At 71.6% G+C, this 21,288-nt stretch carries 19 protein-coding genes and 2 tRNA genes; 9 read left to right on the top strand and 12 right to left on the bottom strand.

Annotated features, from left to right (window positions below):
- Positions 1-164: 164 nt before the first annotated feature.
- Both ACGFNH_RS06880 and ACGFNH_RS06885 read left to right on the top strand, forming a co-directional pair.
- Positions 165-2,363, top strand: a complete 2,199-nt coding sequence (locus ACGFNH_RS06880; protein ID WP_393651968.1) for an elongation factor G-like protein EF-G2 — start codon at positions 165-167, stop codon at positions 2,361-2,363.
- A gap of 178 nt (positions 2,364-2,541) precedes the next feature.
- The gene (locus tag ACGFNH_RS06885; protein ID WP_393651969.1) at positions 2,542-4,197 is read left to right on the top strand and encodes a hypothetical protein; all 1,656 of its coding nucleotides are present in this window, start codon (positions 2,542-2,544) and stop codon (positions 4,195-4,197) included.
- Positions 4,198-4,288: 91 nt separating this feature from the next.
- On the opposite strand, the gene ACGFNH_RS06890 is transcribed toward ACGFNH_RS06885, so the two are convergent.
- The gene (locus tag ACGFNH_RS06890; RefSeq protein ID WP_393651970.1) at positions 4,289-4,852 is read right to left on the bottom strand and encodes an HIT family protein; all 564 of its coding nucleotides are present in this window, start codon (positions 4,850-4,852) and stop codon (positions 4,289-4,291) included.
- A 67-nt stretch (positions 4,853-4,919) separates the two neighbouring features.
- Between ACGFNH_RS06890 and ACGFNH_RS06895 the strand changes: the two genes are divergently transcribed.
- Entirely contained in the window at positions 4,920-5,576 is a 657-nt protein-coding gene (locus tag ACGFNH_RS06895; RefSeq protein WP_393651971.1) for a potassium channel family protein, read from the top strand.
- Positions 5,577-5,690: 114 nt separating this feature from the next.
- On the opposite strand, the gene thrS is transcribed toward ACGFNH_RS06895, so the two are convergent.
- Positions 5,691-7,685, bottom strand: coding sequence for a threonine--tRNA ligase (gene thrS / locus ACGFNH_RS06900; protein WP_393651972.1), 1,995 nt, complete (start codon positions 7,683-7,685; stop codon positions 5,691-5,693).
- Positions 7,686-7,795: 110 nt separating this feature from the next.
- On the opposite strand from thrS, the gene ACGFNH_RS06905 reads away from it, so the two are divergent.
- Positions 7,796-8,365 (top strand): DinB family protein, encoded by a 570-nt coding sequence (locus tag ACGFNH_RS06905; protein ID WP_393651973.1) that lies wholly within the window; start codon positions 7,796-7,798, stop codon positions 8,363-8,365.
- Positions 8,366-8,390: 25 nt separating this feature from the next.
- Here the strand turns inward: ACGFNH_RS06905 and ACGFNH_RS06910 are convergent, their stop codons facing one another.
- Positions 8,391-9,617, bottom strand: coding sequence for a hypothetical protein (locus tag ACGFNH_RS06910; RefSeq protein WP_393651974.1), 1,227 nt, complete (start codon positions 9,615-9,617; stop codon positions 8,391-8,393).
- A complete protein-coding gene (locus ACGFNH_RS06915; RefSeq protein WP_393651975.1) occupies positions 9,614-10,180 on the bottom strand; it encodes a DUF4365 domain-containing protein in 567 nt (188 codons plus the stop codon). The genes ACGFNH_RS06910 and ACGFNH_RS06915 overlap by 4 nt, the downstream gene beginning before the upstream one ends.
- A 176-nt stretch (positions 10,181-10,356) precedes the next feature.
- Between ACGFNH_RS06915 and ACGFNH_RS06920 the strand changes: the two genes are divergently transcribed.
- Positions 10,357-11,082 carry a 3'-5' exonuclease gene (locus ACGFNH_RS06920; RefSeq protein WP_393651976.1) on the top strand — a complete coding sequence of 242 codons (726 nt, stop codon included), beginning with the start codon at positions 10,357-10,359 and terminating at the stop codon, positions 11,080-11,082.
- 152 nt (positions 11,083-11,234) lie between these two features.
- Here ACGFNH_RS06920 and ACGFNH_RS06925 read toward each other — a convergent pair.
- A tRNA-Val gene (locus ACGFNH_RS06925) sits at positions 11,235-11,306 on the bottom strand.
- A 451-nt stretch (positions 11,307-11,757) separates the two neighbouring features.
- Here ACGFNH_RS06925 and ACGFNH_RS06930 point away from each other — a divergent pair.
- Positions 11,758-14,562 (top strand): SCO7613 C-terminal domain-containing membrane protein, encoded by a 2,805-nt coding sequence (locus ACGFNH_RS06930; RefSeq protein ID WP_393651977.1) that lies wholly within the window; start codon positions 11,758-11,760, stop codon positions 14,560-14,562.
- 82 nt (positions 14,563-14,644) lie between these two features.
- On the opposite strand, the gene ACGFNH_RS06935 is transcribed toward ACGFNH_RS06930, so the two are convergent.
- Together ACGFNH_RS06935 and ACGFNH_RS06940 are read right to left on the bottom strand one after the other, a co-directional pair.
- A tRNA-Val gene (locus ACGFNH_RS06935) sits at positions 14,645-14,716 on the bottom strand.
- A gap of 54 nt (positions 14,717-14,770) precedes the next feature.
- Positions 14,771-15,256, bottom strand: coding sequence for a TIGR02611 family protein (locus tag ACGFNH_RS06940; protein ID WP_393651978.1), 486 nt, complete (start codon positions 15,254-15,256; stop codon positions 14,771-14,773).
- A gap of 190 nt (positions 15,257-15,446) precedes the next feature.
- Here ACGFNH_RS06940 and ACGFNH_RS06945 point away from each other — a divergent pair, with 190 nt between their 5' ends.
- Positions 15,447-15,860 (top strand): SsgA family sporulation/cell division regulator, encoded by a 414-nt coding sequence (locus tag ACGFNH_RS06945; RefSeq protein ID WP_003959770.1) that lies wholly within the window; start codon positions 15,447-15,449, stop codon positions 15,858-15,860.
- A gap of 247 nt (positions 15,861-16,107) precedes the next feature.
- Positions 16,108-16,665: a CGNR zinc finger domain-containing protein gene (locus tag ACGFNH_RS06950; protein ID WP_393651979.1), complete on the top strand. Its 558-nt coding sequence runs from the start codon at positions 16,108-16,110 to the stop codon at positions 16,663-16,665.
- Between the two features lie 36 nt (positions 16,666-16,701).
- Here the strand turns inward: ACGFNH_RS06950 and ACGFNH_RS06955 are convergent, their stop codons facing one another.
- Together ACGFNH_RS06955 and ACGFNH_RS06960 are read right to left on the bottom strand one after the other, a co-directional pair.
- Positions 16,702-16,902: a hypothetical protein gene (locus tag ACGFNH_RS06955; protein ID WP_393652270.1), complete on the bottom strand. Its 201-nt coding sequence runs from the start codon at positions 16,900-16,902 to the stop codon at positions 16,702-16,704.
- Between the two features lie 88 nt (positions 16,903-16,990).
- Positions 16,991-17,458, bottom strand: coding sequence for a hypothetical protein (locus ACGFNH_RS06960; RefSeq protein ID WP_393651980.1), 468 nt, complete (start codon positions 17,456-17,458; stop codon positions 16,991-16,993).
- A 162-nt stretch (positions 17,459-17,620) separates the two neighbouring features.
- Between ACGFNH_RS06960 and ACGFNH_RS06965 the strand changes: the two genes are divergently transcribed.
- Positions 17,621-18,130 carry a DsbA family protein gene (locus tag ACGFNH_RS06965; protein ID WP_393651981.1) on the top strand — a complete coding sequence of 170 codons (510 nt, stop codon included), beginning with the start codon at positions 17,621-17,623 and terminating at the stop codon, positions 18,128-18,130.
- A gap of 255 nt (positions 18,131-18,385) precedes the next feature.
- Here the strand turns inward: ACGFNH_RS06965 and ACGFNH_RS06970 are convergent, their stop codons facing one another.
- From ACGFNH_RS06970 to ACGFNH_RS06980, 3 genes are all read right to left on the bottom strand, one after another.
- Complete coding sequence (locus ACGFNH_RS06970) at positions 18,386-19,225, bottom strand: GNAT family N-acetyltransferase (RefSeq protein WP_393651982.1); 840 nt, start codon at positions 19,223-19,225, stop codon at positions 18,386-18,388.
- 108 nt (positions 19,226-19,333) lie between these two features.
- Positions 19,334-20,158 (bottom strand): aminotransferase class IV, encoded by an 825-nt coding sequence (locus tag ACGFNH_RS06975; RefSeq protein ID WP_393651983.1) that lies wholly within the window; start codon positions 20,156-20,158, stop codon positions 19,334-19,336.
- Positions 20,155-21,213 carry a chorismate-binding protein gene (locus tag ACGFNH_RS06980; protein ID WP_393651984.1) on the bottom strand — a complete coding sequence of 353 codons (1,059 nt, stop codon included), beginning with the start codon at positions 21,211-21,213 and terminating at the stop codon, positions 20,155-20,157. The genes ACGFNH_RS06975 and ACGFNH_RS06980 overlap by 4 nt, the downstream gene beginning before the upstream one ends.
- Positions 21,214-21,288 lie beyond the last annotated feature (75 nt).

Below are 21,288 nucleotides of genomic sequence, written 5' to 3' on the forward strand. Positions count from 1 at the left end.
CCGCGCGGCCCGTGCGGCCGCCGGCGCCGCCCCATCGTAGCCAGCGGGCGGTTGCCCGGGGCGAGCGCACCCGGCGCGCGCCCGCGGCCTGCCGTATGGACGCGGCCTGACAGCGGTGGAAAGCTCGAAAGAACGCAACAGGTGCAGACCGGGAGGCGAGGCACATGGGCGACAGGACGAACACACACCCCGGGGCCGCCGGCAGGGCAGTATCGGCCGGCCAGCCCTCTTCACTGCGGAATGTGGTGCTGGTCGGCCACAGCGGATCGGGAAAGACCACACTGGTCGAAGCCCTCGCCCTCGCAGCGGGCGCGGTGAACCGGGCGGGCCGGGTCGAGGACGGGAACAGTCTTTCGGACTACGACGAGATCGAGCACCGCCAGCAGCGATCCGTACAGCTCTCCCTCGTTCCGGTGGAATGGGGCGGGCTCAAAATCAATCTTCTGGACACACCCGGATACGCCGACTTCGTCGGAGAGTTGAGGGCCGGTCTGCGAGCAGCGGACGCGGCCCTCTTCGTCGTCTCGGCGGCGGACGGCGTGGACGGGTCGACACGCATGGTGTGGGAGGAGTGCGCCGCGGTCGGCATGCCGCGGGCGATCGTCGTGACGCACCTGGAGTCGGCCCGCGCCGACTTCGAGGAGATGACGGCGGTGTGCCAGAGGGTCTTCGGGGGCGACGACCCGGACGCCGTCCTGCCGCTGTATCTGCCGCTGCACGGCGAGGAGGGCGCGGACGGGCACGCTCCGGTCGCCGGCCTCATCGGACTGCTCTCCCAGCGCGTCCTCGACTACTCCGCGGGCGAGCGGGTCGACCGGGCACCCGACGACGAGCATCTGCCGCTGATCGAGGAGGCCCGTAACCGTCTCATCGAGGGGATCATCGCCGAGAGCGAGGACGAGACCCTCATGGACCGCTACCTCGGCGGCGAGGAGGTGGACGTCAAGACGCTGGTCGAGGACCTGGAGCGCGCTGTGGCCCGCGGCACCTTCCACCCGGTCCTGGCCGCCGCCCCCGCCTCCGAGGGCAGCAAGCAGGGCATCGGCACCGTCGAGCTGCTCGAACTGATCACCGGAGGCTTCCCGACCCCGCTGGAGCGCGAGGCCCCCGCGGTCACCACCCCGCAGGGCGTCCCGCGCCCCGCGCTGGCCTGCGACCCCGCGGGGCCGCTCGCCGCGGAGGTGGTCAAGACCGCCTCCGACCCGTACGTCGGCCGGATCAGTCTGGTACGCGTCTTCTCCGGCACCCTGCGCCCCGACGACACCGTGCACGTCTCCGGTCACGGCCTGGAGGACCGCGGCCATGAGGACCACGACGTGGACGAGAAGATCGGCGCGCTCTCGGCACCGTTCGGCAAGCAGCAGCGGGTCATGTCCGAGGCCATCGCCGGCGATCTGGCGTGCGTGGCGAAGCTGACCAGGGCCGAGACCGGCGACACCCTGTCCGCCAAGAACGACCCGCTCCTGATGGAGCCGTGGGTGATGCCCGACCCGCTCCTCCCGGTGGCTATCGAGGCGCACAGCAAGGCGGACGAGGACAAGCTCTCCGTCGGTCTGTCCCGTCTGGTCGCCGAGGATCCGACGATGCGCCTGGAGCAGAATCCGGATACGCATCAGGTGGTGCTGTGGTGCCTGGGCGAGGCCCATATGGATGTGGTGCTCGAACGGCTGCGGAGCCGGTACGGCGTCCAGGTCGACGCCGTGCCGCACAAGGTGTCGCTGCGCGAGACGTTCGGCGACAAGGCCGCCGCACGCGGGCGGCACGTCAAACAGTCCGGCGGGCACGGGCAGTTCGCGATCTGCGAGATCGAGGTCGAACCGCTGCCCGAGGGGTCCGGCATCGAGTTCGTCGACAAGGTCGTCGGCGGTGCCGTGCCGCGCCAGTTCATCCCGTCGGTCGAGAAGGGCGTACGGGCGCAGGCCGCGCGCGGTGTCGCCGCCGGATACCAGCTCGTCGACGTACGCGTGACCCTGCTCGACGGCAAGGCGCACTCGGTGGACTCCTCCGACGCCGCTTTCCAGACGGCGGGCGCGCTCGCGTTGCGCGAGGCCGCGTCCCAGTGCCGGATGCACCTCCTGGAGCCGTATTCGGAAGTCCAGGTGCTGGTTTCGGACGAGTACGTGGGGTCGATCATGAGCGATCTGTCCGGGCGCCGGGGCCGGGTCGTGGGCACCGAACAGACCCCGGGCGGGCGCACACTCGTGCGAGCCGAGGTGCCGGAGATCGAGATCGGCCGGTACGCCGTCGACCTGCGGTCCCTCTCGCACGGCACGGGCCGGTTCAGCCGGTCGTACAGCCGGCACGAGCCGATGCCGCCGCAGCTCGCCACGAAGATCCGCGAGGAGGCCGGATCCGGCACGTAGAAGAGGCCGGATCCAGCACCCGGCCGAAATGCCGCCCGCCCAACTCCCGTGCGGCGGGCGGCATACCGCCGATACGCTGAGATGCACGTCCGACGGTGAGTCCTGAACACAGGCATGGTTGCCGGGCGTTGTAGTCGGGAAGATCGTTGAGCGGAAGCGCAGCGGCTTGGGGGCGGTAGTGGCAGACGGCGGTTTCGACTTCAGTCCCGGAGCGCAGGTTCCGCTCACGGGCGCCGCGGGACAGACGGCGGCGACGAACGCCCTGGCCTCGGCGGCGTACCGGGACAGTCCGGTCGCCGCCCTGCTGAACGCGAACAACGACTGGCACAAGTCGCAGGTGAAGGCACCGCGGCTGTCGCTGTTCGAGCCGAACCTCGGTGAGGCGTTCTCGCGCGCCGTGCAGGTGCGGCTGCTCGGCGGTGCCCGCAAGCCGATCATCCAGTCCTTCGGCACCGAGCCGCAGGCCGTGGTCGAGCACTGCCTGGCCGCCAACCGCATCCGCAAGGAGCGCGACGCCAGGCTGACCGTGGTGATGGTGGTCTTCGGACTGCTGTTCCTGCCGGGCATGCTGCTGTGGCTCGCAGCGTTCCAGATCCGCCGCACGCTCGCCGGATCGCAGAACCGCGGAGCAGGCGCTCTGGGTACGGTCGTGCTCATCGCCATGGGTGTGCTGGCTGTGCTGTTCCTCGTCCGGATGCCGTTCACCGGCTTCTGGGGCATCTATCTGCGCGCGATGGTGGTCGCCCCGGTGATCGGCTGGATGTGGGCGAAGCAGATCTCCGAGCGCACGGCGAAGGTGCTGCGCGACTGCTGGGCCGGCATGCTCGCCGGGGGCGGGATAGGGGCGAAGATCCCCGAGGCCGTACCGCAGAACCCCAACGAGACCAGCGCCGAGCGGCTGCGCCTGGGACTGGCCAAGCTGTCCGCCGAGGAGCGCAGCAACCTCGTCTTCTACGCGGGCCCCAAGGGCATCCTCGGCATGGGCACGCGCTGGGGAAGCTGGCACCTGGCCGAGGACCTGGTCTCCAAGGACCCGGACAAGGAGATCAACCCGTTCCGGAGCTGGGACGTGATCAAGGCCGTCCACGACCAGTTGCGGATGCTGGAGCGGGGGCCTCTGCACACCGGCGGCTTCCCGAAGCCGACGGTCACGCACTGGATCGTCTCTCCCATCGGCGAGGGCGCCGACGAGGTGGCCCGGCCGCAGAACACCGACACCGACGCCTTCCAGATCCGGGGCCACGAAGTCCAACGGATCTGCAACGAGCAGCAGTTCGGCAGCGGTAACCGCCACTACCTGGGCGTGCAGTTCGTCCTCTGGGACGGCCAGCTGGTGATGACGATGCTGGTCACCGTGACCGTGCTGCACCAGACGCTGCGCATCGAGGTGACCGGGCACGCACTCGGTCCGGTGCATCCGCTGTTCACCAGCAAGCCGGCGGCGAAGACCAAAGAGGTCGCCAAGGCCGTGAAGTTCTGGGAGACCAAGGAGGTGGGCCTGCCCCTGGTCGACGCCAAGGAAGTGGTGCGGCTGGCCGCCCGCGCTCCTCTGACCTGGTTCCCGCCGGTGCTCGACTACCTCGGGGGCAAGGTCGTGCTGCCGGAGCCGTTCGGGCTGCGCCACGCCTGGGCCGACAAGCCGTGGCGGCACCGCTTCATGGCGGACGACGCCCTGCGCGCGGCCACCCCGGTTCTGCGCGTGGTGCACACCGCGGCGATCCGCGTGCTGGAGGAGAACGGCGTGGACACCGAGCAGTTCGGCAACCGCTCGACCATGCTCAGCGGCAACGTCCAGGGCGCGACACCGATGAAGGCCGACCTCTACGACGCGTGACGACGCGTAGGGGCACCGAAAGCGCTACGCGAGTGGGGGGGGGGGGGGGGCCGGGGGGGGCCCCCCCCCCCCCCACTCGCGTACGACGCCTTCAGTCCGGGACCGGCCAGGCCTCGGCGATGATCCGGCGGGTGTCGGCAAGGAGCTGCGGAAGCACCTTCGTGTGGCCGACGACCGGCATGAAGTTGGTGTCGCCGCCCCACCGCGGCACCACGTGCTGGTGGAGGTGAGCGGCGATGCCCGCACCCGCGACCGTGCCCTGGTTCATGCCGATGTTGAAGCCGTGTGCCCCGGAGGCGCTGCGCAGTGCGGTCATCGCCCGCTTGGTGAACTCGGCCAGCTCCGCGGTCTCGGGCAGGTCCAGATCCGTGTAGTCGGCGATGTGCCGGAAGGGGACCACCATCAGGTGGCCGCCGTTGTACGGGTACAGGTTGAGCACCGCGTAGACGTGTTCGCCGCGGGCGATGACGAGCCCATCCTCGTCCGACTTCTCCGGGATGGTGCAGAAAGGGCAGCCGTCCCCGGCACCGGGGCCGCTCGGCTTGTTCTCCCCCTGGATGTAGGCCATGCGGTGCGGCGTCCACATCCGTTGGAACGCATCCGGCGTCCCGACTCCGATCTGCTGTTCCGGCTCACTCGTCATGCTGTGCAGCATATGACTTCGCCCGTTCGCAGCGTGTCGCCGGGGCGGCCGCCCACATGCCGCCCGCGATGCTGAGCCGATGAACGACGACAGCCGGCTGCGGAGCTGGGAGCGGCGCACCACTCTTCCGCTCTTCGTCATCTCACTCCTGTTCCTGACCTCGTACGCGGTGCGGGTGCTCGACTCGGGCCTCTCCCCGTTCTGGGACAAGTTCTGGCTGGTGGTGACCGGGGCGGCGTGGGCCACCTTCGTCATCGACTACGGGGTGCGGCTGCTGCTGAGCGGCCGAGGTCTCCGGTTCGTGCCCACGCACCCGCTGGACGCCGTGATCGTGGTGCTGCCGCTGCTGCGGCCGTTGCGCATGGTGCAGGTGTACAACGTGATGAAGGAGCGCCACGAGGAGCCCGTGCTCAGCCTCTACGCGCGGGTGATCACCTACGCGAGCATGACCGCGCTGCTGCTGGGCTTCGCCTCGTCCCTGGCCGTCTACCAGGCCGAGCGCGGTGCGCCCGGTGCCTCGATCCGTACCTTCGGCGACGCGGTCTGGTGGGCCTGCTCGACGCTGACCACGACGGGCTACGGCGATGCGGTGCCGGTGACACCGCAAGGCAGGACGATCGCTGTGCTGCTGATGGCCTGCGGGCTTGCCCTGCTGGGCGCGGTGACCGGGTCGTTCTCCTCCTGGCTGCTGCAGTCCTTCGCCCGCCCGAACGAGAGGAGGCCCCCGGAGCGCTGATGCTCCAGGGGCCTCGTGCGGCGTGCGCCACACCTGTCCCCGGTGTTCAACGGACCTGACCGTGATGTGCGACGGACCTGACCGAGGTACGGCCCGGACCCGCTGCGGGGTGCGTCAGACCTGTACGCGGTCCTGGATCGCCCCGAGGATCTCGGCGACGGCGTCGTCCACCGGAACGCCGTTCTTCTGCTCACCGTTGCGGTAGCGGAAGGAGACCGCGCCCTTGGACACGTCGTCGTCACCCGCGATGAGCATGAACGGCACCTTGGACTTCTGCGCGTTACGGATCTTCTTCTGCATCCGGTCCGCCGAGGCGTCCACCTCGACCCGGATGCCGTGCGCCTTGAGCTTGGTGGCGACCTCGCGCAGATACGGCACATGGTCGTCGCCGATCGGGATGCCGACCGCCTGAACCGGGGCGAGCCACGCCGGGAACGCGCCCGCGTAGTGCTCCAGCAGCACCGCGAAGAACCGCTCGATCGAGCCGAACAACGCGCGGTGGATCATGACCGGGCGCTGCCGGGATCCGTCGGCCGCGGTGTAGGTGAGGTCGAAGCGGTCGGGCAGGTTGAAGTCGACCTGGATCGTCGACATCTGCCAGGTCCTGCCGATGGCGTCCTTGGTCTGCACCGAGATCTTCGGGCCGTAGAACGCCGCGCCCCCCGGGTCCATGACCAGGTCCAGGCCCTGCTTCTCGGCGGCCTCGCGCAGCGCCTCGGTGGCCTGCTCCCAGTTCTCGTCCGAGCCGATGAACTTCTCCGGGTCCTTGGTGGACAGCTCCAGGTAGAAGTCCTCCAGGCCGTAGTCGCGCAGCAGGTTCAGCACGAACGTGAGCAGCGAGTCCAGTTCGTCGGCCATCTGCTCGCGCGTGCAGTAGATGTGCGCGTCGTCCTGGGTGAAGCCGCGGGCGCGGGTGAGGCCGTGCACGACGCCCGACTTCTCGTAGCGGTAGACGGTCCCGAACTCGAAGAGCCGCAGCGGCAGTTCACGGTACGAGCGGCCCCGCGCGTCGAAGATCAGGTTGTGCATGGGGCAGTTCATGGGCTTGAGGTAGTAGTCCACGCCCTCGTCGAGCTGCATGGGGGGGTACATGCCCTCGGCGTACCAGTCCAGGTGGCCCGACTTCTCGAACAGCTTCCCCTTGGTCGCGTGCGGGGTGTAGACGAACTCGTAGTCCGCCTCCTCGTGCCGCTTGCGCGAGTAGTCCTCCATGACCCGGCGGATGATGCCGCCCTTGGGGTGGAAGACGGCCAGGCCCGAACCGATGTCCTCCGGGATGGAGAACAGGTCCAGCTCGGAGCCGAGTTTGCGGTGGTCGCGCTTCTCGGCCTCGGCGAGGAAGTCCAGATACGCCTTGAGTTCGTCCTTCGACGGCCAGGCGGTGCCGTAGATGCGCTGGAGCTGCTTGTTCTTCTCGCTTCCGCGCCAGTACGCGGCGGCCGAGCGCATCAGCTTGAAGGCGGGGATGACGCGGGTGGTCGGCAGGTGCGGACCGCGGCACAGGTCCTTCCAGCACAGCTCGCCGGACTTGGCGTCGAGGTTGTCGTAGATCGTCAGCTCGCCGGCGCCGACCTCGGCGGACGCGCCCTCGGCGGCGTCCGCGGCCGAGCCCTTGAGGCCGATCAACTCCAGCTTGTACGGCTCCCCGGACAGCTCCTCGCGGGCGTCCTCGTCGGAGACCGCGCGGCGCGAGAAGCGCTGGCCGCGCTTGACGATCTCCTGCATCTTCTTCTCGATGCGCTTGAGGTCGTCCGGCTGGAACGGGGTCTCGACGTCGAAGTCGTAGTAGAAGCCGTCCTTGACGGGCGGGCCGATGCCGAGCTTGGCCTCCGGGAACAGCTCCTGCACCGCCTGCGCCATCACATGCGCCGCGGAGTGGCGCAGGATGTTCAGACCGTCGTCGGAGGAGATCAGGACCGGCTCGACGACATCGCCGTCGGCCACCTCGTGGGCGAGGTCCTTCAGGGCCGCGACCCCACCGGCGGGCGCGACGCGGGCCGCGACGATGCTGCGGTCGCCACCGAGGATCTCCGCCGCCGTCGTGCCCGTGGTCACCACGCGCTCTTCCCGCTCGGAATCGCGTTGGATGATCACACGGACGTCTGACACCGGACTCTCCTGACTGTGGGTGCTTGCCGCAGCGGACACTGCGCGCCTGAATCGTACCGAGCCGTGCGGGGGCGACGCGAAAGCGCTGCCCTCCGCCTACCGTGACCGGTATGGCCAACGACTGGAACAACGAACTGGTCGATCAGCTCGAATGGCACTGGCGGAACCAGCTGCGCCCGCGCCTGGAAGGGCTGTCCGACGACGAGTACTTCTGGGAGCCGGTGCCCGGCTGCTGGAACGTTCGCCCCAGGGGTGAATCCACCGCCCCCATCGCCGCCGGCTCCGGCGCGTACACGATCGACTTCGCCGTCCCCGAGCCCGACCCGTCGCCGGTGACCACGATCTCCTGGCGCCTCGGCCACATCCTCGTCGGGGTCCTCGGGGCACGCGTCGCCTCGCACTTCGGCGGCCCACCCGTCTCGTACGAGTCCTACCCCTACCCGGGTACGGCGGAGGAGGCCCTGATCCGGCTCGACGAGGGATACGCCGCGTGGACGGCCGGCGTGCGCGGCCTCGGCGAGGAGGGCCTCGAGCGGGCCTGCGGACCGGCCGAAGGACCGTACGCGGAGCGGACCATGACAGCGCTCGTGCTGCACATCAACCGGGAGATGATCCACCACGGATCTGAACTGGCGCTGCTGCGCGACCTCTACCGGCACCGGAAGTCCGGGATCTTCTAAAGCACGGCCCCTTCTCCGCATCGTTCTACTCGTCCCCGCCACAGGCGTCCTCGAAGTAATCCAGGTTCTCGTGGAGCGACTTGAGCAACCGGTCCCGCTCCGCCTCGTCCACCTGCACCGGCATCACCCCCTCGGCGCCCGTGAGCCGGCGGAACCCGCCCCGGCTCTCCAGCCGGCCGCTCACCCGCACCGGCAGGCCGACCAGATGCGCGTGCCCGGCGATGCGGTACGCGTCCTCGTCGAGCGCCACCCGCACCTGCGGCACATCCGCCCCGGCGAGCACCCGCAGCCGTACGCTCCCGGGCCCCGTGGGCGCCGAGCGCCGCATGCGCACCACCGCGCCCGTGATCCGTACCGGCACGGACGGCTCCTCCCGTACGTACCGCGCGCCCGCCTCGCGCAGGGCCGGCAGATCGCCGGGCGAGAACTCCACCGGCTCCGGGGTGTCCGCGAACCCCTCCGGCGCACCGGCCGCGGGTGCCCACTCCAGAGCCAGCCGGATCCCTTCCGAGCCGCGGACCAGCGCCACCACCGCCTCGGTCAGCTCCTGGCTCACACCGAGTTCGACGGCGGCGTCGAAGGCCTCCATGCCACCGGTGGCGCGCTGGTAGTCGGCCGCGTCACGGGCGGCGTGCAGGCCGCGCAGCAGGCTCGTGACCGCGGCGCGGCCGGTCCCGACCGGTACGAACACGGTGAGCTGCCGGCCGTCGCCCGGCTCCGGTCCCACGCGCACGTGCTCCAGGGCCGCCTCCGCATGCCGCCGGTGCCGGGCGCCGTGATAGCCGGCCCGTCCGCGCGCGGCGAGTGCTCCGGCGATCAGCATCGCCCGGGCCCCCGACCGGAGCTGCTCCTGTGCGGGCCAAGCCCCGCCTGCGCTGCCGGACAGCGGCACGTCCCGCCACCACCGGATCTCGTCGCTCGGCACGGCCAGCCCCATGAGGACGTCGCGGGCGGACGGGTCGGCGCTCCGGGCCAGCGCCATGAGGGCCTCGGCGATCAGGTCCCCGCTGTCGGGGAAGGCGCGGCTCTCCGGCACCAGCAGGCTGGTGCCTGCCGCGGCGGGCCCGGGCGGCGTCCAGCGTGCGTAACGGCCTGCCTCGCCTCCGCGCCGGCGCCAGCCGTGACGGCTCAGCAGGGCGCCGAGCACTGCGGGATCGACCCGCTCGGGGGCCAGGCCGCCGCCCCCGGAGGAGGTTTCGCCGGATTCGCTGAGGTGGGGGCGTAGGGATTCGTCGAACGGCCGGTGCATCACGGTCTCCCTCCCGTCCCGACCCGGGTCATGATCTCGCAGAGGGCTCGGTCGTCGAAGATCCGCGTCGTCGGGATCCGCACCGTGGTCCTGCGCCGGCCGGTCACCCTGTGCCCGGCCAGATTGATCCAGTAGCAGCAGTGCCGGAGTTCGAGGCGGTCGTGGGACGCGCGCAGCCATTCCTCGGGACTGCGCGGCACCAGCATCACGACAAGGATCTTGTGCACCGATACCGGAGTTCTGGCGAGCTTCACCAAGTGCTCGTTGTCGAGGGTGAAGGAGAACGACGGCCCGGGCGGGTGCGGCGCTATTTGATAGGTGCATTTGAGCTGCACCTTGATGGTCACTTCGTCGTCCACCGCATGGCCCGGCGCACTGTGGCTGACGTGCCAGTCGATTCCGTTGTCGGGAAAAGGCTGCGCGAGCGAGCAGCCCGCCGCGGCCGCGACCGCGTGGAGATAGCCCACTTGAAGCGTCTCCATGCAGGCAGTGGTGGCCAGTCCGCCGCGCAGCGGTGCTGTCCGCTCGGGCAGCAGCCCCCCTTGTTCGGGCTGCGCGAGCGTCATGTCCGAATAGCCTTCCGGGCCTTGTGGTTGGAATCCCCGTTGCGGACCGGATGACTTTCGAACGGTCCGTCAATTGTGTTGTCTCCGCCCTGCGTACGCCGCAAACAGCCCGGGTATCACCAGCTCGGACAGAGGGTCTCCATTCCGATCCTTCGGTATCGCGCGAGGAGTTTGACATGTCGTGCTGGTTCGAGGGGCCGCTCGCCGCATTCGACACCGAGACAACGGGAATCGACGTCGAGCAGGACCGCATCGTCTCCGCCGCCCTGGTGGTGCAGAGCTCCTCGGGAGCGGCGCCGCGCATCTACCGGTGGCTGGTGAATCCGGGAGTACCGATACCCGAAGAAGCCGTCGCCATACACGGCCTGACACAAAATCACCTGAACCGCGAGGGCCGCTGGCCTGCGCCGGTGATGGAGGAGGTGGCGCGGGCGCTCGCTGCCCAGGCAGCGGCGGGCACCCCCCTGGTGATCATGAATGCACCGTTCGATCTCACGATGCTGGACCGGGAGTTGAGGCGGCATCGCGCCAAGTCGCTATCGGACTACCTGGGATGCTCCTCGATGTGCGTGCTCGATCCCCGGGTCCTCGACAAGTACCTGGACCGGTACCGCAAGGGCCGCCGCACCCTCACCGACCTGTGCGAGCACTACGGCGTGACACTCACCGCCGCCCACGACGCGGCGGCCGACGCGGTGGGCGCGCTGGAGGTCGTACGCGCCCTGTGCCTGCGCTTCGGGCCGCGGCTCGAAGAGCTGAGCCCGGCCGAACTGCACGCCCGCCAAGCGGTCTGGCACGCGGCGCAGGCGCGGGGGCTGCAGTCGTGGTTCGCACGCAACGGCTGTGAGGAGGCCGTCGATCCCGCCTGGCCGCTGCGACCGGACCTGCCGGCCGCCGCGTAGGGGCCGTGGCTCCCCGGCCGTTCCGGGGAGACGTCCGGTTCGTTCGTTACGAGGTGCCGCGGGACGAGTACCTCGGGCTCGACGAGGTGGCACGGACGTGCGCCGACGACAAAGGCCGGGCTGCCTGCTGGCGTCCCGGCCTTGTAGGGGTGTGGGCGATACTGGGATCGAACCAGTGACCTCTTCGGTGTGAACGAAGCGCTCTCCCGCTGAGCTAATCGCCCCCTGTGCCGGGGTCGCCCCCGTCGGCACGGCCAGAACCATACCGTGCCCACGAGAGTTCCATCAAACGACATCCGCCCGGGGCGACTGGGGTCCGCGCAGGCCGGGGACGGACGCTCCCTCGTACCCCGGGGCATCGTTCCCGGGATGCCGGGCCCATGGGCCGGCGTCCCCCGGGCGGCAGGCTCTCGGCCGTCGCGGCTTCACGGAGGTCGCCGGCCACCACGAACTCCACCGCACGCTCTGCTGGGGGCACCCGCCGTTGTGCGGGCACTCGGCCACGGGCGCCGTCCTGCGCGTCCCCCTTGCTCCGCCGCCGCCCGGAGCATCGCCATGACGGCGTCCGGCGTCGGGCGGTTCTCCGGGGCCTTGGCCGGGCGGCGTCGCGTACTCACCGGATCTGAGTATCCGTACGCATGCCCCTGCGGTGTGGCGGCCAGCACACTCCGGGGCATGGACAACGTGCCACCGGTTCTGCCGCCCGCCGCCGAGCTGCAGCAGCTCGAGCACACGCTGGCCCAGGTGGAGTCGCATCGCGCCTGGTTGCTCACGCGCAGGTCCCAACTGCTCGAACTACTGCGGCAGTCCGGCCCCGGATCCGCTCCCGCAACGGCCGCATGGGACCCGCCGCCCGGACAGCGGACCCCGCACCCGTGGCGACAGGACGCCCGACCGCCGACCGTGCAGAACGTGCTCCTCGCCCTCGGCGGCGTGCTCCTGGCCGTCGCCGTGACCGCCTTCACCGTACTGAGCTGGGGGCACATGGGCATCGGCGGCCGGTCGGCCGTCCTCAGCGCTCTCACCCTGACCGCCATGGGCACACCCGCGCTCCTGCTGCGCCGTCAGCTCGCCGCCACCGCGGAAGCCGTGGCGTGCCTCGGGCTGGTCCTGCTGCTGCTCGACGCGTACGCACTGCACCAGGTGGCACTGCCGGGCACGGACCCCGCCGACTACTCGGCCCTCGCGAGCGCCGCGGTGGCCGCGACCTGGGCGGCGTACGGGCTGTGGCTGCGGCGCCCGCCGTCCACGCGGGACGCCGAGGAGACCGTCGATCCTCCGGGCGCCGGCGCGCGGGGACTGCGGCTGCCGCTGCCCGTTGCCGTATGCCTGGCCCAACTGCCGCTTCTCCTCTGGGCGGTGGCCGCCGGAGCCGGTCCCCTGGGCTTCGCCTCGGCGCTCCTCGTCACGGCGACGGCAGACCTGGCATTCGCCCTCAGGACCCGCGAGCGTTCCGTACGCCTGCCCGCGGCTGTATGCGCGTCCGTCACGGGCATCGCGGGAGCGCTGCTCGCGGCACAGGTGTCGGTGGGGGCGGACGCACCGTCCGGGACGGCGCGCGCCGCAGGGCTGCTGCTCCTGGCGGCCGCTCTCGGCGTGAGTGCCTCGTGGCGTTCGGCGGGCGTGAACCGCGCGGACGGCGATGACGCACAGGCCGCACCGCCGGAGGCAGACGCACCGGCACCCGCCGCACGAGCGGAGGCAGACGCACCCGCCGCACCGGTGGTGGCAGACGCACCCGCACCTGCCGGGCCTGCGGCGGGCGCCGCCGCAGGATCCGCGACCGGCCCCGTGCCCCGTTCGGCATTGCGGCCCGCGGCCGGCGCCGCCGCTCCGGCCTGGCCGGCGGCCGCGGGCGGCCTGGCTCTCATCGCCGCGATCGGAGGGTTCCTCAGGACCGCCGTGCCCGGGTCGTGGGCGGTCCTCGGCTACCTGCTCTGCGCGGCGGGCGTGCTGGCCGCCGCCCGATCCGTCACCGCACGAGCGGCGGTGTCAGCCGGGCTGACGGTGGCCTCGGGTGCCGTGTACGCCGGCGCGGCCCTCTGGGCCCTGCCGTCCGTGGCGACGGCCCTCCTGGGGCCGGTGACGTGGACCGGTGCGGTCTGGTCCGGCGCACCCGCGGGAGCCCGGGACGCACTCGGCCCCGCCGTCACGGCCGGCACGGACGTCGACTGGCCGGGCACGGGCGCCGTACCGGCTGTCCTTGGGGTGATCGCCGTCACGGCCATGGCGCTCCACCGGTGGTGGGCGAGCGCGCCCCGGCCGGCCGCACCCGCCGTCGCCGCGGTCGTAGCCTGGTGTTCCGTCGGCGTGGTCCTGCCGGTCACCCTCGATCTCCCGCATCCGGTCGCCGTCGCGCTGCTCGTGGCTCAGGTGGCGGTGCTGCTCGTGGCCTCGGTGACGCTGGCTTCCGCCCACGCCGTACCTGCTCCCTCCGCGGACAGCGTGCCCTCGTCCGCCACCGGCGCACCGCAGGCCCCGGGCTCCCCGCCCGCCGCCCCGGCCGTCCGCGCGCGGACGGAGGCGGCCTCGCTCACCGCCTTGCTGTGTGCCGTCGCCACGACGCTGACAGCGGCCTTCTGGAGCCTGGCGGAGCAGTCGGTGACCCTGGGCGCCCTCAGCGGTCTCCTCGTCGTCCACGCGGCGGCCTCGGCAGCCGCAGGGCACGTACGGCAGCGGGCCACGGCGGCCGTCGCCTCGCTCTGCGCCCTGGCTCTCACGGTCGCGGTCTGCGCCGCCGCGGGCCTCCCGCCCCACCGGACCGCCTTCGCCGTTCTCGCGGTCGCCGCGGCCGCATCGTTCGTCGCGGCCCGGCTGCGGGCGCTGCCGGCCGGTCTCGCCGTCGAGTGCGCGGGGTACGCGGCGCTGCTCCTCGCGATCTGCCTGGCCGCACGCGACCTCCCCGTCCTTGCCTCGGTCCTCGCACTCGCGGGCGTCGTCGCCTCGGGCACGGCGCTGCGCGGGGACCGCCGTGCCGCCGGCCACGCCGCCGCGGCACTGTTCGTCATGGCGGCATGGGCCCGGCTCGCGGCATCGGGCGTGTCCGCCCCGGAGGCCTACACCCTGCCGGTGACCGCCGCCGCGCTGTTCGTCGGCGTCCGAAGGCACCGTCAGGATCCGACCGTGTCCTCCTGGGCGGCGTACGGCCCGGGGCTGGGCGCGACGTTCCTGCCGAGCCTCATGGCGGCCTGGGACGACACGCACTGGACCCGGCCGCTGCTGCTCGGTCTCGGCGCCCTGGCCGTGACGCTGTTCGGCGCCCGTCAGCGGCTCCGGGCACCCCTGCTGCTCGGCGGTACGGTCCTGGCGCTGATCGCCCTCCACGAGCTGGCCCCGTACCTCGTGCAGGTCGTGGACACCCTCCCCCGCTGGCTCCCGCCGGCCCTCGCGGGACTGCTCCTGCTGGCCACCGGGGCGACCTACGAGCACCGGCTGCGGGATGCGCGGAAACTCCGTGATGCGCTGGGCCGAATGCGGTAATTCCGGGGCCGCGACCGGCTTCGGGGATTCCGGAAAGCACCGAGGGCCGGAGGCTGAGAAGCCTCCGGCCCTCGGCCGGGTGTGGGCGATACTGGGATCGAACCAGTGACCTCTTCGGTGTGAACGAAGCGCTCTCCCGCTGAGCTAATCGCCCGGGCGCAGGCCACAGATTACCGCATGTCAGCGGGTGCCCTTGACCATTTCCGCGTCAGCGGCCGACCTGCCACGGCATCAACAGGCCGTAGTTGGCGATGTACACCGTGACGCCGACGGCGATGATCACCAGGCCGATCGTGGTCAGGATGATGTTGCGCCGCCGCACGCGCGGATCGAGCGCTCTGTGAGCGGCTTCCGTCACTTTCCGTTTGGTCCAGCGGAGCACGAGCTGTGCCCAGACGAACTCGGTCGCCCAGATCGCCATGCCCCCGAAGATCACCAACCAGCCGGGACCCGGCAGCGGCAGCAGGATCACGCCACCCGCCACGACCGCGAGACCGACCAGGAAAACGCCCACCTGCCAGCTGAGATGCAGCGGCTTCGACGCCTTGATGAACTGCGGAGCCTTCGATCCGAGCTGTCCCCCGACGGCTGTCGCACCCGTCCCTGTCATGGCATCCCCTGTCACAGCGTCCCCCGTCGGGCCGGTGGCCGCCACTTTGGCGACCTCCTGCCGCTCGTCACTCTCCGCATTCATACGACCCAAAGTACCCGACGAGGAAGCGTCACCGGAATGGGCGCAGAGGATGATCGAGAACTCCGCCGTTCGGGGTACCTGAACAACCTCAAAACGGGCAGAGGGGTTTACAACGACACCGTAGGTGGCATGTCGATTTCGCCGACGTGCGAATCCCCGAGCGCACACTGAGCGAAAGGCCTTGGCGCTTATGAACACCACGGTCAGCTGCGAGCTGCACCTGCGCCTCGTTGTGTCGAGCGAATCCTCCCTGCCCGTCCCAGCGGGTCTGCGGTATGACACGGCCGATCCTTACGCCGTGCACGCCACCTTTCACACCGGAGCCGAGGAGACTGTCGAGTGGGTGTTCGCCCGCGACCTCCTCGCCGAGGGGCTGCACCGTCCGACCGGCACCGGCGACGTCCGGGTCTGGCCGTCCCGCAGTCATGGCCAGGGCGTGGTCTGCATCGCCCTGAGTTCCCCTGAGGGAGAGGCTCTGCTCGAGGCCCCGGCGCGGGCGCTGGAATCGTTCCTCAAGCGGACGGACGCCGCCGTCCCGCCCGGCACCGAGCATCGTCACTTCGACCTCGACACCGAGCTCTCCCACATCCTGGCCGAAAGCTGAGCCGGGGGACATCCGAGAGGCACCGCAGGGACCAACCGCCCCCAACCGCTCACCGCCCGTAGCCGTCCGACTCGGGGAGACGGCGCGAGCCCGGAACATCGCCCACAGCAGCCACCGGCGCCTTCGCCGCGGATCGCACCCGCGACGAAGGCGCCGCTGCGTTGCGGGCGCTAGAGTCGGCCAGCATCTGGGATGCGCGGGCACGCGCGCAGCCAGCGGCAGCCGACCACCGGTCAGGGAGCGAACCGTGCTGATCAACCACGACACCCGGTGCGCGCTCGAATCGGTCGTCGATCTTGTGAACACCTCCCCCGAGGGGGATCAGCCCGACGCGCTTTCCGACCTCGCTGCGCTGCGGGGCTTCGTCGAGCGCCACAGCATCAGCGATGTCGGACGGCTCGACGATCACGATCTGGGCGCCGTACGAGCCGTGCGCGGCCTCTTCGCCGACGTCTTCGGGGCCGAGGACACCCCGGCCGCGGCGGAACTGCTCAACAAGATGGTCGCCGGGGCCGGCACCACGCCCCGCCTGACGGACCACGACGGCTACGACTGGCATGTGCACTACTTCGCGCCCGGCGCGTCCCTCGCCGACCACCTGGCGGCCGACGGGGGCATGGCACTGGCCTTCCTGGTGGTCGCGGGCGAGCAGGAGCGGCTGCGGCGCTGCGAGGCCCCGGACTGCCGGCGGGCCTTCGTGGACCTCTCGAGGAACCGCTCGCGGCGCTACTGCGACAGCAGAACCTGCGGCAACCGTCTGCATGTGGCCGCGTACCGTGCGCGGCGCCGCGAAGCCGCGAACTGACCCGGGGCACGGCCTCCGCGGCGGACACGGCCGGTGTCACCACGGATACAGGTCGTAGAGCGCGGTGAAGAGCAGCAGCGCCCCGATCACCGTCAGGAAGAGCATCAACGGGGGCTGGGACAGCGCGAACAGGCAGCCGCGCGGCTCGGCGCCGGATTCCCCTGTGCCGTGGGACAGTTGAGCTGTTCCGTGGGACAGGGACGGGTCGGCGCCCGGGGTGGCGAGTTCGTCGTTCATCTCCCGCCGATGATGGCGCAGCGCCGTCGCCGCCCACGATCAACACGCGCAATTTTCAGGGGACTTCGTCGTGACTTGACGGTTCCTGTCAGATCCCGTGCTTCTTCAGGATCGCCTCGATGTCATCGAAGTCGTCGAGGCCGTCGGACCGGCCCTGCTTCGCCTTCGGCGCGGGCTGCGCCGGCTTGCGGCCCGGACCCACCGCCGGAGCCGAGGCCCCCGGCTCCACGCCAGGCCGAGCGGTCTTCCCCTCCACTGCGCCGCGCCCCTTGCGCCGCCCCGCGATCCTGGCGATCGCGAAGAGCACCACGGAGGCGGCGAGGACCGCGAAGCCCGCCCACAACGACGGCTTGAACACCAGGTCGGCGGCCCAGTCCCCGACGGCCCGCCCCACCTTCCCGCCCAGCTCGGCCAGGCCGGCCATGGCCAGTCCGACCGGGATCAGCGCGAAGGCGGCGATCCGCGTCGCGCGCACATAGCGGCGCCGGTACGCCGTGAGGATCGCGATCGCGAGGCCCGCGGCGGACAGCGCCACGCATACGGTCGTGGTCAGCATGGCGCAAGCACTCCCATCCCCGTCGTGATGTTCCGCCCTCCATCCTGCACCGCCGCAGCGAGCGCGGCCATGCCCCCCGGCCTCCTTCAGGGACATCTCCGGGCCGTGATCCTTCCCAGGTCCCGGTCCGGCCCGTCACGGCGTACTGCGAGACTGTCCGCCATGAGCAACGCCACCCCGAACGGTCCCGTCGTCCTCGACATCTGGTGCGAACTGCAGTGCCCGGACTGCCGCGCCGCCCTGGACGACCTGCACGCCCTGCGCGAGCGCTACGGCGACGCGATCGAGCTGCGGCTGCGCCACTTCCCGCTGGAGAAGCACAAGCACGCCTACGCGGCGGCACAGGCCGCCGAGGAAGCGACGGCACAGGGCCGGGGATGGGCGTACGTCGAGGCGGTGCTGGCGCGTACGGAGGACCTCGCGGCACGCGGTGAGCCGGTGCTGGTGGAGGTTGCGGGCCAACTCGGCCTGGACGCCGAGGAGGTGGACACCGCGCTGATCGACGGACGCCACATGCTGATCGTGGACGCCGACCAGGCGGAGGGGAAGGCGATCGGGGTGACGGGCACCCCCACGTACGTGATCGACGGACAGCGGATCGACGGCGGGAAGAGCCAGGAGGGGCTGCGGGCGCGGATCGAGGAGATCGCGGACAGCCTCCTGGGCCGCTGAGCGAGGGCTGCCGGCACAGGCGCATCACGGGCCGGGCGGGCGGGGGGCGGCGCCCGGGCGGGCGGCGGGGGGGGCGTTGTTGGTCGTGCCGATGGGGGGGCGGGTGGGGGGCATGGCCCGCCCCTCGGTCTGCGGCGGCGGGGGCCGAGGTTGTTCTCCGGGGACACCCTCGGGCGCCGTTTCCGGGGGGCGCCCCCCACGGCCTACCCCGGGGCCGCCCGGCGGGGCGCCGGCGCCCGGCCGGCCGACGGAGGCTCAGATCAGGGACTTCCAGAGGTGGCGGCGGTTCGTCGCATAGCCCAGCGACTCGTACAGCCGGAGCGCGGGGGTGTTGCCCGCGAAGACGTTCAGGCCCAGCCGGTCGGCTCCGGCCGCCCGGCACTCCTGCTCGGCGGCCAGCATCAGCGACCGCCCGTGGCCGTTCCCCCGGTGCCGCTCGGCGACCTCGACCTCGAAGACGAAGCCGTCGATGTCGCCGGGCAGGGTGTCCGCGAGCGAGACCCAGAGGGTGCCGACGTCCTCCCCGTCGTGGGACAGAACGCGCAGCAGAGCGGCGGGGGTGCCGACCCCGTCCGGCAGCATCGCCGCGTGGTCCGCCTCCGCCTTCGCCCGCGCCTCCTCCTCCGCCACGCCCCGCTCGACCCAGCTCTGCACGTAGGTGCGCTTGGCGTGGGCGCTCCAGAGCGCGAACTCCCCTTCGCTCATGGGGCGTACGGCGCTGCCCTCGGGGAGCGGGAGCGGTTGGTCGGGCACGCGCTTGACCATGTTCCGGTTGCGCTCGATGTATCCGAGAGCGGTCGCCAGACGCAGCGCCACCTCCGCGGACTCCGGGATCGTGGCCTCGACGCGGCGGCAGCCCCAGCCGCGCAGGACCTCCTCCGCGGCGAGCGCGGCGACAGTGGCGCGCCCGCGCCGCCGGTCGGGCTCCTCGATGCGCAGATCCACGATCCGGCCGACCGCCGGGCCGAATCTGCCGTCCGTGGCGAGCCCGGTCGTGCCGACGCGACGGCCGTTGACACACACCTCGTAGTCGCGGGACCGCATCCCGTCCACGCCGTGCCGGTCCGGCCCCATGGGCCGCAGGGTGGTGGTCATCAGAGGTGTTCTACCCCGCGTCACGCCCCGGCGTCACCCGTTTCGACAGCCCGCGGGTCCGCGGCACCACCGCCGTACCCCTGCCTCTCAGCGCGGGTCGAATGCCTCTCAGCGCGGGTCGAAGTCCGCGGCCGACCGCTCGGAGAAGATGCGCATCGCCTTGGCGGTGACCGGGCCGGGGGCGCCGGGAAGCTCCCGGTCGTCGACGCGGTGGGCGGCCTGGACGTCGCGGAGGCTGGACGTCACGAACACCTCGTCCGCCCGCCGCAGGACGTCGAACGGCAGGTCGGTCTCCTTCGCCCCCGCCCACTCCACGACCAGGGCGCGGGTGATGCCGGCGAGGCAGCCGGAGGAGAGCGTCGGGGTGAGCAGCTCGCCGTCGACGACCACGAACACATTGGCGCCGGTCCCCTCGCAGAGCAGACCGGCGTTGTTGGCCATGAGCGCCTCGGAGGCACCGTGGGCCCGCGCCCGCGCGAGCGCGACGACGTTCTCCCCGTACGACGTGGTCTTCAGCCCGGCCAGCGCGCCGTGCTCGTTACGCGTCCAGGGCACCGTCACGACCGCCGTGCTGTCGGGCCGGCGGGTCGTGGCGTCCAAGGCGACAACCAGCGTGGCCGGGGACGTGCCCCGGTCCGAACCCAGGGGAGAGACCCCGCCGGTGTACGTGATGCGCAGCCGGGCGAGCGGCACCGGTTCGGCGGCGAGCACCTCCTCGCAGCCCCGCCGCACCTCGTCGAGGTCCGGTTCCGGCAGCCCGAGGCCGCGGGCGGAGCGCGCGAGCCGCTGGAGATGCCGGGTCAGGGCGAAGGCCCGCCCCTCGACCGCCTTGACCGTTTCGAAGACGCCGTCGCCGACGGTCAGCCCGTGATCGAGCACGGACACCCGCGCCGTGCCGACGTCCCGGATGCTCCCGTCGAGCCAGATCTTCATCGTCGTGTCCTCCCGGACTCCTCGTACACTCCCGACGCTACCGCGAGCAGCCGGGAAGCCTTCAGTTCGGTCTCCTCCCACTCGCGCTCCGGATCCGAGCCCCAGGTGATGCCGGCGCCGGTGCCGAAGCGCAGGACGGGGCATCGCGGATCCGTACGGTCGATCCAGAACGTACGGATCCCGACGGCCAGCTCGCCCGTACCGCGGTCCGCGTCGACCCAGCCGACGCCGCCGCAGTACGGGCCGCGCGGGACGGGTTCGAGCGCGTCGATGATGCGCAGGGCACTGGACTTGGGCGCGCCCGTGACCGAGCCGGGAGGAAACGTTCCGGCAAGGAGCTCGGGCCAGCCGGCGTCCTCCGCCAGCTCGCCGCGCACGGTGGAGACCAGATGCACCAGACCCGGATGCTGCTCGACGGCGCAGAGCGCGGGCACCGTCACCGAGCCGGTGGCGCAGACGCGGCCGAGGTCGTTGCGGACCAGGTCGACGATCATCACGTTCTCCGCGCGGTCCTTCTCCAGAAGATCCGCGGCGCTGCGCCCGGTGCCCTTGATCGGGCCGGACTCCACCACCCTGCCCGTCCGCCGCAGGAACAGCTCGGGCGAGGCGGTGGCCACCTCCACGCCGTGCGCGGGGAGCCGGACGGTCCCGGCGTACGGGGCCGGGTTGCCGCGCGCGAGCAGCGCGGTGAGCGCATCGACGTCCGCCGCGCCGGGATCGGTCAGCGGCGCGGACAGCACACGGCAGAGGTTCGCCTGATAGACCTCGCCCGCGGCGATGAGCTCGCGTATCCGCCGAACGCCGGCCATGTACGCGGCGCGGTCGAGCGAGGACGTCCAGTCGCCGCGTGCCGGGGCGGTCCAGGCCCCCGGTACGAGGGCGGGCACCGGCTCGTGCCGTACGTCCCCGAAGCGCGCGCAGACCAGACCGCCCTCGAAGTCCGCGACCACCGCCCACAAGCCGGCCGAGTCCAGGGCTGCGGGGTCGCTGGTGACATCGCGCAGGTCAGCGGCGACAAGATCTCCGAAGCGGGCGAGAGGAGCGAGGTCGTGCACGGCTGTGAGTCTAAGGTGGGGCGGCCGCCGCAAGGACGGGGCACCGCACGCTCGACGGACGCGGGGGCGTACGTG

The organism is Streptomyces sp. NPDC048639, from assembly GCF_043199075.1.
In the GTDB taxonomy this organism is placed as follows: Bacteria; Actinomycetota; Actinomycetes; order Streptomycetales; family Streptomycetaceae; genus Streptomyces.